Raw genomic sequence first — 13,276 nt, 5'->3', positions numbered from 1 at the left:
CCGGTCGTCCCGGCCTACCGGGAAGCGCCTTGCGCCACGAGGCCGGCACCCTGTCGCTCGAGCACCTCGAGGAACGCCGCCATCCACACTCCGTTGTCGGGCCACGCGCGACCGGTGACGAGGTTGCCGTCGACGACCGCCCCGCCGTTCTCGAACACGCCGCCGCCCAACTCGACATCCACCGCGAGGGCGGGATAGGCCGACGAGGTGCGGCCTTTCAGGGTGCCCGCGGCGGCCAGCAGGAGCGGGCCGTGGCAGAGCGCGGCGACCGGGGCACCCGCCTCCATGAAGTGGCGCACGATGCGCTTGGCGTCTTCGTCGTTGCGGATGTATTCGGGAGCCCGACCGCCCGGGACGACGGCGGCCACGTAGTCCGACGGGTCGACGTCGCGGAAGGCGATGTCGGCATCCCACATGTGTCCCAGCTTCTCGGTGTAGGTGTCGAACCCGTCGACGAAGTCGTGCACCACGAACTGCAGCTTCTTCTTCTCGGGTGCGGCGATGTGCACCTCGTATCCGGCCTCCTGTAGCCGTTGCAGGGGGTAGAAGACCTCCAGCGTCTCGGCGGCGTCACCGGTGAGGATGATGATCTTGGCCATGGGCACGACCTCCTTGTCGGGGATGACGCGTGATGCGCCATCCATGCCTGAATGCTCGTTCGAAGCCGAACGCGCGACAACGGCGGTTCCCACGATGTGCGAAAGGTCGGCGAATCCGCCTGCCGCGGTCGGCGCGGTGCGACGTAGCATGGCCGCGTGACGACTGCGATGGAGCAGGAGGGTCGCTCGGGTGCGCAGTCGGTCGAGCGGGTGCTCGGCGTGCTCGAAGCCATCGCAGCGAGCCCGGCGGGTCTCGAGATCGGCGACATCGCCGACGTGGTCGGGGTGAGTACCTCCACCGCGTACCGGCTGGTCGGTGTTCTGCACAGGCAGGGGTATGTGCGCCGCCAGGCGCCAGGCCACCGCTACCTGCTCGGCAGCACCGTCGGGCTGCTCGGAATCGCACTGCAGCAACAGGTTCTCGCGACCCCCGCGGTGCAGCGGTTGCTGAACGCCGCCCGGGACGAGCTGCGCGCGCCGGTCTACCTCACCGCCTTTCAGGGGGGCGAGGTGGTCGTCTCGCACATCTCCGATTCCCCCGAGCATCCGCGCATCGGACAACTCCATGTCGGCTTCGCGGAGGCCAACCACGCCACCGCCTTCGGCAAGCTCATGCTCGCCTCGATGGACCCGGGCGACCTCGACGATGCTCTGGAGAGCACGGAACGCCGTGCCCTGACCCGGCACAGCATCACCTCGACGTCGGGACTCCGCGGCGAGCTCGCCCGCGTTCGCCGGGAGCAACTCGCGATCGAGGTGGAGGAGTACATGCCCCTCCTCGCCTGCATCGCGGCACCGGTGCGGTCGGCACGCGGCTCGACGGTGGGTGCCGTTTCGGTGTCGGTCTCGGCCGACGAGTTCCGCTCGCGCGCCGATGAGCTTGAGCGCGTGGTGCGGCGCACGGCGTGGCACGTGTCGTCTCAACGGGACGGCAGCCACCCGTCCTGATCGGGTGGATGTCGCACGCCTTCGTTATCGTCCAAGGTGATGACGACGGTGCTCGGGCGGCGCTCGCTCAACCGTGCCACCCTCGAACGGCAGTTGCTGCTGGAACGCTCCCCCCTGCCGGTGCCCGACGCCGTCGAGCATCTCGTAGGGGTGCAGGCGCAGACGCCGCACACCTGGTACGTCGGGCTGTGGTCACGGCTCGCGGACTTCGATGCGGATGCCGTGGGCGCGCTGCTCGAACGGCGCGAGCTGGTGCGTCTGGCGCTCATGCGCTCCACCCTGCACCTCGTCACCCCGAGCGACCTCGCGGCGCTGCGGCCGTGGATCCAGCCGGTGCTCGACCGTGACCTGTACCGCAATCAGCTGCACGGCAAACCGATCGCGGATGTCGACGTGCCCGCCGTCGTCGCGGCGGCCCGGGCGGCACTCGCCGACGGGGCGTTGACCAACAAGCAACTCGGCGACATCCTCGCCCCGCACTGGCCCGACACCCCACCCGGAACCCTCGTCTACGCGGTGCGCAACCAGCTGCCCCTGGTGCAGGTGCCGCCGCGCGGGGTGTGGGGCCGCAGCGGCGCGATCGCCCACACGTCGGCCGAGGCCTGGCTCGGCGATGCCCCGACCCCGCCGGTCGACCCGGCCCGCATCATCCGGCGCTACCTCGCGGCGTTCGGCCCGGCAAGCATCCGCGACATGCAGACCTGGTCGGGTCTCACGAAGCTGCGCGAGGTGGTCGACCCGATGCGGCCCGAGCTGCTGACGTTCCATGACGAGCAGGGCGTGGAACTCTTCGACCTGCCCGACGCGTCGCGGCCGGATGAGGCGACCCCGGCATCCCCGCGGTTCCTCTACGACTTCGACAACGCGCTGCTGTCGTTCGCCGACCGGTCGCGCATCGTCACCGAGGCGCACACGCGCAGCTTCCAGCGGCGCGGGGTGATTCCGCAAGCGGTGCTGGTCGACGGGTTCACCGCCGGCGACTGGGTCGTCGAGCGCGGCGACGACGGCACCGCGACGCTGACCATCCGACCGCTCGAGGAGCCGTTCGCCGACGCCGACGTGGCCGAACTGATCGAGGAGGGCTCGTCGCTGCTGCGATTCCTGGCGCCCGACGCGCCCGCCCGCCGCGTCGAAATCGGCGCGCCGGCACACCCCGCCTGAGCGAGGATGGTCGGGTGACTTCCACCCCGTCGGCGCAGGAGCTGTTCTCGCTCGACGGCACCGTCGCTCTCGTGACCGGCGGCGCGTCGGGGATCGGCCTGGCCGCAGCCGAGGTTCTCGCCTCCGCCGGTGCTCGCACGATCATCGCGTCACTGCCCGGCGATCGTCCGGCCGAGGTGGCGGCCGCCTCGCCCTACGCCGACCGGCTGAGCGGCGTCGACTGCGACGTCACCGACGCCGACCAGCTCGCGGCGCTCATCACGGGCGTGCGCGACGAGTTCGGACGCCTCGACACCGTCTTCTGCAACGCCGGGGTCGCGCTCGACCAAGGCCCGCACCTGGTCAGCACCGACGCGCAACTCGACGCGATGATCGACCTTCATGTGCGCAGCGTGTTGCGCACTGCGAACCTGGCGCTGCCGCTCATGGCCGAGAAGGGCGGCGGCAGCTTCATCATCATGTCGAGCCTCGCCGGACTGCGCGGCAACCGCACCATCGGCCTCTACGGCATCACGAAGGCCGCCAACGCCCAGCTCGCCCGCAACCTCGCGGTGCAGTGGGGCGACCGCAACATCCGCGTGAACGCGATCTCCCCGGGAGTCATCGCAACCGAGTTCGCGCGCGGCATCACCGACGACCCCGCCCTTGCCGAGGCCCGTCTCGCGAAGACGCCGCTCGGCCGGTTCGGCGAGCCCTCGCACATCGCCGGAACCGTGCTGTGGCTCGCGTCGCCGGCCGGCTCGTTCACCAGCGGGCAGAACATCGTCGTCGACGGCGGAACGCTCGTCTCCGACTGACGAGGCCCGCACCGAGGATGTTCTCCTCACTCATGCTCGGGCAGCAGCGGGGTCGACCACCCCGGATCGCGACCGAGCTGCCCGGCACGGGCGACAGATGTCGCGCCGAACTTCTCGCGCACGGCATCCAGCACCGTGTCGAGGCGCACCCCCTCGCCCCAGTCGATCGGCAGCTCCGGCTGAAGGTCGCCGGCCCGACGCAGCTGCGACAGCGAGACGCCGATGAGGGTGATGCCCCGCTCGGCGATCTCGGGCAGGGCGTCGGCGAGAAGACCCTGGGCGACCGCGAGCAGCACGGCGGTGCGATCGGTCGGGGCGCCGACGGTGTGCGATCGGGTCGCCTTCGCGAAGTCGCCGAACCGCAGACGCAGCACGACCGTGCGGCACGCGCGATCGCCGTCGCGCAGGCGGCGGGCCAGGCGGTCGACGATCTGGGTGAGGATGAGGTCGAGCTCGTCGGGGGAACGCGGGCGTCGGCCGAGGGCGCGTTGCGAGCCGATCGACCCGCGGCGCCGCGTGGTGTCGACCGGTCGAGGGTCGCGCAACCGGGCCAGCGCATGCAGGTGGGCTCCGGATGCCTTACCCAGCAGCCGCTCGGCCGTCGCCTCTTCGAGTTCGGCCAGTTGACCGACCGTGCGGATGCCGAGGCGGTGCAGCTTCTCGGCGGTCACCTTGCCGACGCCCCACAGTCGCTCTACCGGCAGGGGGTGCAGAAACTCCCGCTCCCGGTCGGGCTCGACCACGAGCAGCCCGTCGGGCTTGCTCACCGCGCTGGCGACCTTCGCGAGGAACTTGGTGCGGGCGATGCCGACCGAGATGGGCAACCCGACCTCCACCCGCACTCGCTCCCGCAGCCGCACCGCGACCTCCTCGGGCGTGCCCACGATGTGACGCAGCCCGCCGACCTCGAGGAACGCCTCGTCGATCGAGATGCCCTCCACGAGCGGGGTCGTGTCACGGAAGATCGCGAACACGTCCTTACTGGCCTGGGAGTAGACATCCATCCGCGGCGGAACGACCACCGCATCCGGACACAGGTCGAGCGCCTGCCTGCCGCCCATCGCGGTGCGCACCCCGCGAGCCTTCGCCTCGTAGCTCGCCGCGAGCACCACCCCGCCGCCGACGATCACCGGCCGACCGCGCAGCCTCGGCGCATCCCGTTGCTCGACCGAGGCATAGAAGGCGTCGAGGTCAGCGTGCAACACGGTCGCCTCGCCCCGCATGCCGCCTCCCGCCGTTCGATGGCCGGATCGTCGCACGCACGTGCGACACCCGGCGGCTCGGTCACCGCGACTTTGTTAGCGCGGTTGCAGGCCGCCTGCGCGGTAGATCGCATCGACGGTGCGCATGGTGCCGACTCCCCGTTCCGCGTCCAGGATGCTGGGGTCGCCGCTGCGGATCGCGCCGACCAGGTGCGCCAGTTGCTCCCGATAGCTGTTGTCTGCCGGGTCGGCCGTGATCTCCCGGACGACCCGGTCGCCGGCGGTGACGCGCAGTTCGGCGCCCCACTGCGGCACGATGACGCTGCTCGCATCCAGCACTCCGTCTGTGCCGGACACTCTTAACGTCATGCTGCCGGCGTCATCCCCGATGAACGATGACCGAATGGATACCGGCACGCCGTCCCCGATCCGGAGCACGGCATCGGTCTGCAGATCGACCCGGGGGTCGTCCTGGTACAGGACGCAGGTGGCCGACTCGACGGCGGGTTCGCCGTAGGCGGCCCGGGTGAGATCGATGGCGTAGCACCCGACGTCCATCACCGCGCCGCCACCCAGTGCACCGTCAAGCCGGATGTTTCCCGGCTTCACGACGAAGTGCGGGATGCTGAAGTCGAACTCGACCTGCCTGACGTCGCCGAGAACGCCGCTCCCGATGACCTCGAGGAGCTGCTGGGTGAAGGGGTGCAGGCGGTAGTGGAAACCCACGAAAGCTCGGCGGCCGTGCTCCTTGGCCGCGTCGGCGATCTCGGCCGCCGTCGTCCCGTTCGCCGACAGGGGTTTCTCGCACAGCACGTGCTTCCCGGCTTCGAGGGCTCGCTTCGCCCAGCGGACGTGCTCCGTCGGTGGCAGCGCGATGTAGATGAGGTCGATGTCCGGATGCTCGAGGACGGCATCGTAGGTGCCGGCCGAGGGGACGCCCAGCTGGTCGGCGAGTGCGCGCGCACGGCCTGGATCGCGCGAGCCGACGGCCTCGACACTGACCCCGTCGAGCTGTCGCGCCGGCTCGACCATTGCGCGCTCGGCGATCCCCGCGGCCCCGAGGATGCCGATGCGCAGGGGCGCGGCTTGTTCGTGCGCCATGGGCTTCATCGCCTTCCGTGTGCGTAAGCGGGGTGTCCGACCACGTGATGGGCGAGTCTATGCACGGCGGCCATCGCCCCGTAAGCGGATCCCGTCGTCCCGCGCATCGTGATCGCTGATCCCCGCCATCCACCGCGCGAAAGCGAGACCAGCGGTGCGTTGACGGCACCCACCCAGCGGGGTCAGTGTCCGCTGATGAGGGAGCGCTGCTCGGGGAACGCCCACCCGAACACGACGGCGAGGATCCGAACCGCCGTCGTCACCACGACCGCGACGAGTCCCGCGATCAGCACCGGCACGTCGAATCCGACGAGCACGATGAGCGACCCGGCGCCCGCGCCGGCGGCGACGGCGTAGAGAGTGCCCACCTGCAGGATCGAGACCGGGCGCGCCAGGATGAGGTCCCGCAGCATCCCTCCCCCGATTGCGCCGATGACGCCGACCACCAGCGCGCCCACGGGACCGACGCCGAGCGAGAGAGCCTTCGAGGCGCCGATCGCGCCGAAGAGGCCCATCACGACGGCATCGAGCCCGGTGATCGCCCAGTCGGCGCGCGCGAACAGCGGCTGCAGGATCATGCCGAGGATGGCGGATGCGGCAGCCACGAGCAGGTACCAGTTCGCCCAGATCACGACCGGAGGCTGGTTGAGCACGACGTCCCGCAGGAGGCTCCCGCCGAGCGACACGGTGAGTCCGATGACGATGACACCGAGCACGTCGATGCGGCGATGGCGCTCGCCCGCCGCGATGAGAGCACCCTGAAGGCCTCCGAGGCCCGCGGCGACGAGTTCGATCCCCAGCGTCACCTGGAACGGTGCGATGGCCATGCGTGTCTCCTTCGTGTGTGGCGGGACCGACCCGCGCGATCGGCGGGCCGGTCCCGAGCCGTGTCAGCGGACGCCGGCGAGAGCTTCCTGCGCGGCGGTGGCGATCACGTCGGAGACCACATCCGCCTTCGTCACGTAGAGCGCGTGGCTCGCCGAGACGTTGGTGACGGTGGCGCCGGCGCGAGCCGCCATGTGCTGCAGCATCGCCTGATCGAACGACTGGTCCTCGGTCGCGATGACAGCCCAGGTGGGCTTGTCGCGCCAGGCGGCGTTCTTCACGGCGGTTCCGAACACCGACATGTTGATCGGCACCTGCGAGTCGCGCAGGAACGCGGCGTCGGAGTCGCTGGTGTCGGCGGCGAACCCGATCTTGAACTTCTCGGGGTTGAGGAAGCCGAAGCCGTCGTCACCGACGTCGATCACGAAGTTCGGCGTCGCGGCGAAACCCTCGTACTGCTGCGCTGTGGTCTCACCGGCGTCGGGCACGAGCGCCGAGACGTAGACCAGACCGGCCACATTCGGGTGCACGCCGGCCTCGGTGATGACGGTGCCGCCCCACGAGTGGCCGACGAGAATCGTCGGCCCATCCTGCCGCTCGAGCACGCGGGTCGTCGCCGCGACGTCGTCCTCCAGCGAGGTGAGCGGGTTCTGCACGATCGACACCCGATAGCCCTGGGCCGTCAGGTTGTCGTAGACGTTGCGCCATCCGGATCCGTCGGCGAACGCGCCGTGGACGAGCACGACGTTCTTGATGGCGTGGTCGGTGTTGCTCATGATCTTCCCTTTCGTTGCGACGGCTTCTGCCTGTCTGTGATGTGTAATATATTGCATGCCGCAAATATTCCCAAAGGTTTCCTGACTTGCATCTGGCCAGGAAGCGTGCGCAACATATTGCATGCCGATTCCCGCAGACGCCGCCCGCGTCGATCGCTCGCTCCTCCGCGACGACGTCTTCAATCGCCTGCGCGACGCCATCGTGGACGGAACCTTCAGCCCCGGCGAGCAGCTCAAGGACGGCGAACTCGCAGACTGGCTCGGGGTGAGTCGAACGCCCGTGCGCGAGGCATTGCTGCGTCTCGCCACCAGCGGCTTGGTCGTGGCGGTGCCCGGCCGGTCGACCACCGTCTCGGCGATCGACGCACCCGCCGTGCGCGACGCCCGTGATGTCATCGCCGCGATGCACGCGCTCGCGGTGCGCGAGATGGCCGGCCGCCTCCGGACCGACGAACTGGATCGCATGAGGGATGCCAACCGCCGGTTCGCCAAAGCGCTGGCGGCCGGCGATGTCGGGGCGGCGCTCGACGCCGACGAGGAACTCCATCGCATCCCGGTGGAAGCGCTCGGCAACCATGCACTCGAGACCGTGCTCGACCACTTCGGCCCCCTCGTGCGGCGAGCGGAACGCCAGCGCTTCAGTCGCGGCGGCGAGGAGTCCGTCGCGGCGCACGAGCAGCTGATCGAGTTGCTCGCGAGCCGGGATGCTCAGCAGGCGTCAGCCGTGGCTTTCGACATCTGGCACAGCCTGCCGGCGGATGGGGCGTGATCCGGGGGTTGTCCCTACCTGTCGGAGCCGACCCGAGCCCCTAGGCTGCCGACCGTGAGATTCGTTCAGGCCGGCGTCATGCTGCTGGGAGCCGTGATCTACGTCCTCGTGATCAAGTTTCTCGGTGAACTCTCCAGGGCGGACGCGCTGTGGGTCGTCCCCGCCGCCTTCATCGGCTGGAACATCCTCGTCTTCGTCACGTTCATCCTGGTGGCCATCGACGGCGTGCGGAAGGTCCGAGCGGGAAAGACGCGACAGCTCGCGACCGACCTCTTCGTGGTGAAGCTCAGCGCCATCCCCTTCTTCCTGATCAACTTTGCGTTGCTTGCGGTGATCACCGCCGCGGGCACCGTGATGTTGCGCGCGGCCGGCATCGTGTTTCTGGCCTTTGTGCCGCTCGAGGTCGCCCTCACCTACCTGGCGATGGTCTCGACCTCGGTCTATGGCTGGGCGAGCATCGTGCAACTGCGGCGGGATCGGGTCATCGGCACGGGGCTGACCGTGCTCTACAGCTTCTTGCTCCTCATCTTCGTGACGGACATCGTGGCCGGCATCCTGCTGTTCGGGCACTCACGGCGTCGGCCGGGCGTCACGCTCGTCGTTGTGCTCCTGGTGTTCGGGGCGGTCCTGACCGTGCTGGGCTTCTTCACCCCACTCCTCAATTCGATTCCAGGCATCGAATGGGTGGGTTTGGCCGGGGTCGTCGTGATTCTCGTCACGATCGTCGTCGGCCTCACTCGGAGTTGGAGACTGCGCCGCCGAGCCGCCGACATAGTTCCTCCGGCGGACGAGGCCGCAGTCGAGGCCGCCTCCGGGTCAGCCGGAGGCAAGCCCTAGTTGGGTCCGTCCGGGTGGGCGATGTCGTAGGCGCGAGAGACCTTCTGGAGCACGACCATCCGCCACGCCTCGACCACGAGCGAGAACGCCGCGTCGACCATCTGCCCGACGCGGAACTTCAGCCGCCCGCGCACGTACACCTCGTACGAGGTCAGAGCTAGCGCGCTCGGGCTACTCGGTAGCTGAGCCGCACGATGCCGCCGCTGAAGTCCCGCCGCTCGATGAGGTCGAGATCGACCCGCACGTCGTCGGGGATCACCCGCAGCCCGCGCCCGACGATCACCGGGAACAGCACGAGCGTGAGCACATCCACGATGCCGGCCCGCAGCGCCTGCCCGCCCAGATCGGCGCCACCGATCGCGACATCAGAATCGGATGCGTTGGCGAGCGCCCGCGCGGATGCCGGGTTGAACTCCCGCTCGATCCGCGCGTTCGGCCCCACCTCGTCGATGGTGCGGGAGTAGACGACCTTTTTCGCCGGTGCCCACGCGCGTTGGAACTCGGCCTCGATGTCGGATCCTCCGTCTTGCGGCTCGTCCCAGTAGCGCATGATCTCGTAGGTGCGGCGGCCGAGCAGGTGGATGCCGGTGCCGGCGGTCGCCTCGTTGGCGGCGCGATGCACATCCTCGGGCGGGAAGGCCCACGAGAAGTCGCCCGCTTCATCCGCGATGAGTCCGTCGAGCGAGCAGTGGGAGTAGTAGACGAGATCAGCCACGTGCTACCTCAGCACGCGTTGGGTGGTGGCGTCTATTCGCGCGGGCATCACTGCAAGCAGTTGAGGCATACCAGCCGACCACGAACTTCTGACCGCAAGTCGTCCAACCTCGGAGGACGTAACTGCGATGGGTCGACGGGAGTTCGCGTCGTCTCGATATCGGGCAAGATCGGCAAAGCCGTTGTCGGCAGCGTGTGATTCAGTGACTCCATGAGCGGCAGTCGGCGCAAAAAGGGAAGAAGCAGGGGGCCGCGAGCCGCGTCCAAGCGCACACCGGACATTCACGCGGAAGCCGTCGCCGACTCCGTTGCGCGCTTGGCGGCGGTCATGCACGAGCTCTTGTCCGCCGATGCTCCCCTTGACGAGGCGGACCGACAGATCGAGTTAGAACTAGATGGCCTGAAGATCAAACTTCAACAACACCGACCGGAGCGCGTGGTCGAGTTGGCGAGGTTGGCTTGCCTCCCGTGGGCCATCGCCGGTCTGATCAAGCCCGATACCGAGGGTGGGATTGTAAAGGCGGAGCTTCTTTCGCTCATCGCACTGACCAGCTCCGGCGCAGCGACTGATGGATCCGCTGCGGACGAAGTTCCTAACGCTCTCTACCAGGAGGCTCACGAGTGGGCTGAGGCAGTCGGTCGAATCATTCAGTTGCTTGAGGCCCGCCTTCTGCTGACCCTGAAAGGCGCGCCAGAGCAGGACCTTGAGCGAGTGAGCATGCATGCGCGCGCGCGCGAGGTCTGGATTCGTAACACGTCGTATCCCGACATGATTCAAACCACCCATGATCGGCTTTTCGGCCACGGTTCGACCCCGTCGGCACTTACTGCTGCCCTGGGGTTCGACGCTCGAGACGCCCACAGCGTCATGACCAAACTGCACGAGCTCCAGACTGAAGGCATGAATCAGCGGCTGGAGGCCAGCTTTGGATTCCTGGACAAGGCCTCTGCGACTCCGCCTTCGGACCCGGATCCTGCGCACGTTGCGAAGATGCGGGAGATGTGGAACACCGCTTGGCAACCGACTGCCAACCTCGTCGCGATTTCATCGACGGATGTCGCATCCGCGACAGGACTCGATATCCAGGTTGTCGAAGCAGTGCTTGACCGGTTCGCTGTCGATCTTCACACGCAAACCACCCGCGAGATCGTGGACGGGTTCATGGTGGGCGACAACCCGCTTCGTACGAACCCGGTCATCCGTACCGACCGAGGGCAGTTCATGCTGGTTCACGACGCACTTGTCCAACCAGCCATCAGGGAGAACCTTGAGCAAGCGCTCAAGGGGCTACCAGCGTGGGATGAGTACGCGAAATGGCGCGGCGATCTGCTTGAGGACATCGGCAAGGTCGCTCTTGAAAAGGTACTTCCAGGCGCGACCGCCTATTTGGGCTTTGACTACTTTGTTCCGGCCAACGACCAGGAAGGCCTCGCGGATCCTGCCTCGTACACGAAGAAGGTCGAGGGGGACATGCTCTTCGTTCTCGATGATGTCGCGATCATTGTCGAGGCTAAAGCGGTGGCTATCACTCCCGCGGCTCGCGCCGGAGACACACGCAAGCTCCGCCGCAACCTGACGGACCTGATCAGCAAAGCGTCGGAGCAGGCTGCCCGGTTGCAGCGACGAATCGAAGAGGACGGCGGAGCCCGGTTGCACGCTGGGGGGTGGCTCGACCTGAGTCACGTTCGTGAGATCCACACTGTCGCGCTTAGCCTCGAAGACCTCTCCGGGGTTGCTACCGCGACTAGTGACCTGATCGACGCAGGGCTTCTTGATCAGAGTCACATCCCGTGGGTCGTCTCCATCCATGACCTCCAAATCATTGTGGATGTGGTCGATCGTCCCGCGGAGTTTCTGCTTTACCTCCGACGCCGTCGTGACCCTGAAGTTTCACTCGCGTACACAGCCCCGGACGAGTTGGACCTCTTCCTCTACTTCTATGAACGAGGGCTCTACGTTGCACCTGACCCCGTCAAGATGGTTGCGGCGCTCCCGCACCTGTCAGCGCCAAGCACAGGCGACCTTCGCCGACGCGCCAAGCAAGGGCGCGCCCTTATCAGCACTCGGACCGACCCCCTAGATGCGTGGCATTACTCCCGGGTCAACAGCGCCCTGCCCCCAGCACCCAAACCGACCCTTAGCGGTAGCCCGATGATCGGACTAGCGGACGAGCTTCAATCGCGGGGCTTCTACGCGTGGCTGAGCCTCGGGGCGACCCTGCTATCTGGTTCCACCAAAGTGCAGGCGGGTTGGTCACGTGCGCCGAAGCAACTGCTCGCCCGATCCTCACGCGACGGCCGCGAACGAACACTCACTGTTCCCATTGGAAACACCCTCGGTGATTCTTGGCTTCTCGTCTGGATGTCCAGGCCAACGCAGCGCGACATAGGTGAGATCACACAGTTGGCGCACGACTATCTGAAAGCCAAGAAGTACCAACTCAAGTTCCCCCGCGGCGCGGTCCTCATCTATGACGAGGGGACAAAGGAGCTGCTCGACGTTGCCTATGACGGGACGCTCCCTCATCCTGACCCCCAGATGGATCGCGTAATAGCGAAGCTACTCCCGGTCGGCGCAATGGCGAGCCCACCGCCGCCTAGTGCGAAGCCCGGGTCTACCTCGGCTCGCAAGGGATTGAAGAGGAAGCGTCGCTGAGGCGGCTCCGCTGGGCCCGTGAACCTGAGGGCTTCGTCGGGCGGCCATCCGCGCATACTCCTGGCTGGAGCGGCAACCTCGTTGTCTCTTCTTGGGACTGACGCTCTCCGCTAACTTCGTCTCATGGACGCCGAGTTCTCAGAATTCTCGTATGGCTACGCGGCCATCAGAGAGGCGGAGGTCGGTCTCGGAACGATTTACAAACTAGCTCACGCGCCCAAGCTTCCATCCTTGGTCGAAGAGGAGTTGCTGGGGTGGGACGTCCATCTTGCCTTCGTTGACTACGCCCTGTTCCTCCAGTTCAAGCGACCAGCGTTCGTCAGCAGAAGGCATCCCAAGTCCCCGACTTGGGATGGGGTCATGGCGCCCCACTATCGCTACTCGATTGACACGGATGGCCATCAGCATCGTGCTCTTCTTCGTCTTGAGGAAAAGCTCGCTCTGTCGCCAGGCACCGGCGACATCTACTACGCAGCGCCGGTCTTTCATCGCCAGTTGGAGTTCGACAACGCCTACTCAGGTGGGCAGGTGTTGGCCTCCTCTTCCATGGTTTCGCCCAGCGACTTCGGGGAAGACGACGGGGCACATCACCTGGTTGCGACAACGCCCGGAGTTGCGACCGTTATGTCAGACGCCCGCGCGGCCGAGACCGCCACTACCTGGGATCGGCTCGAAACTCGGGCGCGGCAAAAGGCTCATCTCGCAGCTTCCCGGGAGCCGACTGCGCGTCTCACAATCGGCCAGTTGGACGATCTGCTTGCCAGCAGCATACGAAGTCTTCACCGAGACATTGCGATTGACCCGGAAGTCCCCATAATCAGCAGGCTCCACCGGTCAGCCGCCATCCTGGGGTGTGGATTGGCGCTTGTGGCCCTCGATCCGTTCGCGTAA

General features: G+C 67.2%; 14 protein-coding genes. 7 read left to right on the top strand and 7 right to left on the bottom strand.

Annotation, left to right across the window (positions count from 1 at the left end; translation table 11 throughout):
* Nucleotides 1–14: 14 nt before the first annotated feature.
* The gene (locus IE173_RS12515; protein WP_229842091.1) at nucleotides 15–644 is read right to left on the bottom strand and encodes a DJ-1/PfpI family protein; all 630 of its coding nucleotides are present in this window, start codon (nucleotides 642–644) and stop codon (nucleotides 15–17) included.
* Nucleotides 645–755: 111 nt separating this feature from the next.
* Between IE173_RS12515 and IE173_RS12510 the strand changes: the two genes are divergently transcribed.
* From IE173_RS12510 to IE173_RS12500, 3 genes are read left to right on the top strand one after another with little or no spacing between them, the layout of a single operon-like run.
* Entirely contained in the window at nucleotides 756–1,547 is a 792-nt protein-coding gene (locus tag IE173_RS12510) for an IclR family transcriptional regulator (RefSeq protein ID WP_191283843.1), read from the top strand.
* Between the two features lie 39 nt (nucleotides 1,548–1,586).
* Entirely contained in the window at nucleotides 1,587–2,708 is a 1,122-nt protein-coding gene (locus tag IE173_RS12505) for a winged helix DNA-binding domain-containing protein (RefSeq protein ID WP_191283842.1), read from the top strand.
* Nucleotides 2,709–2,722: 14 nt separating this feature from the next.
* Entirely contained in the window at nucleotides 2,723–3,505 is a 783-nt protein-coding gene (locus tag IE173_RS12500) for an SDR family NAD(P)-dependent oxidoreductase (protein ID WP_229842090.1), read from the top strand.
* Between the two features lie 26 nt (nucleotides 3,506–3,531).
* Here IE173_RS12500 and dinB read toward each other — a convergent pair whose 3' ends face one another.
* The 4 genes from dinB to IE173_RS12480 all read right to left on the bottom strand — a co-directional run bounded on the left by dinB (nucleotide 3,532) and on the right by IE173_RS12480 (nucleotide 7,409).
* Nucleotides 3,532–4,728 (bottom strand): DNA polymerase IV, encoded by a 1,197-nt coding sequence (gene dinB, locus IE173_RS12495; protein ID WP_191283841.1) that lies wholly within the window; start codon nucleotides 4,726–4,728, stop codon nucleotides 3,532–3,534.
* A gap of 75 nt (nucleotides 4,729–4,803) precedes the next feature.
* Nucleotides 4,804–5,808: a Gfo/Idh/MocA family protein gene (locus IE173_RS12490; protein ID WP_191283840.1), complete on the bottom strand. Its 1,005-nt coding sequence runs from the start codon at nucleotides 5,806–5,808 to the stop codon at nucleotides 4,804–4,806.
* Between the two features lie 182 nt (nucleotides 5,809–5,990).
* Nucleotides 5,991–6,635 (bottom strand): trimeric intracellular cation channel family protein, encoded by a 645-nt coding sequence (locus IE173_RS12485; protein WP_191283839.1) that lies wholly within the window; start codon nucleotides 6,633–6,635, stop codon nucleotides 5,991–5,993.
* Between the two features lie 63 nt (nucleotides 6,636–6,698).
* Nucleotides 6,699–7,409 (bottom strand): alpha/beta fold hydrolase, encoded by a 711-nt coding sequence (locus IE173_RS12480; RefSeq protein ID WP_191283838.1) that lies wholly within the window; start codon nucleotides 7,407–7,409, stop codon nucleotides 6,699–6,701.
* A gap of 121 nt (nucleotides 7,410–7,530) precedes the next feature.
* Here IE173_RS12480 and IE173_RS12475 point away from each other — a divergent pair, with 121 nt between their 5' ends.
* Both IE173_RS12475 and IE173_RS12470 read left to right on the top strand, forming a co-directional pair.
* On the top strand, nucleotides 7,531–8,178 hold the full coding sequence (locus IE173_RS12475; RefSeq protein WP_191283837.1) for a GntR family transcriptional regulator: 648 nt from the start codon (nucleotides 7,531–7,533) through the stop codon (nucleotides 8,176–8,178).
* Between the two features lie 54 nt (nucleotides 8,179–8,232).
* Nucleotides 8,233–9,015 (top strand): hypothetical protein, encoded by a 783-nt coding sequence (locus IE173_RS12470; protein WP_191283836.1) that lies wholly within the window; start codon nucleotides 8,233–8,235, stop codon nucleotides 9,013–9,015.
* Here the strand turns inward: IE173_RS12470 and IE173_RS12465 are convergent.
* Entirely contained in the window at nucleotides 9,012–9,149 is a 138-nt protein-coding gene (locus IE173_RS12465) for a hypothetical protein (RefSeq protein ID WP_191283835.1), read from the bottom strand. The two genes, IE173_RS12470 and IE173_RS12465, sit on opposite strands and share 4 nt — an antisense overlap.
* A 23-nt stretch (nucleotides 9,150–9,172) precedes the next feature.
* Nucleotides 9,173–9,730, bottom strand: coding sequence for a dihydrofolate reductase family protein (locus IE173_RS12460; protein WP_191283834.1), 558 nt, complete (start codon nucleotides 9,728–9,730; stop codon nucleotides 9,173–9,175).
* Nucleotides 9,731–9,940: 210 nt separating this feature from the next.
* Here IE173_RS12460 and IE173_RS12455 point away from each other — a divergent pair, with 210 nt between their 5' ends.
* Both IE173_RS12455 and IE173_RS12450 read left to right on the top strand, forming a co-directional pair.
* On the top strand, nucleotides 9,941–12,385 hold the full coding sequence (locus tag IE173_RS12455; RefSeq protein WP_191283833.1) for a preprotein translocase subunit SecA: 2,445 nt from the start codon (nucleotides 9,941–9,943) through the stop codon (nucleotides 12,383–12,385).
* Nucleotides 12,386–12,508: 123 nt separating this feature from the next.
* Nucleotides 12,509–13,276, top strand: coding sequence for a hypothetical protein (locus IE173_RS12450; protein WP_191283832.1), 768 nt, complete (start codon nucleotides 12,509–12,511; stop codon nucleotides 13,274–13,276).

Origin of the sequence: Pseudolysinimonas yzui (assembly GCF_014653215.1) — a bacterium.
Classification (GTDB): Bacteria; Actinomycetota; Actinomycetes; order Actinomycetales; family Microbacteriaceae; genus Pseudolysinimonas_A; species Pseudolysinimonas_A yzui.
This window is presented reverse-complemented; position numbering and strand designations above follow the sequence as displayed.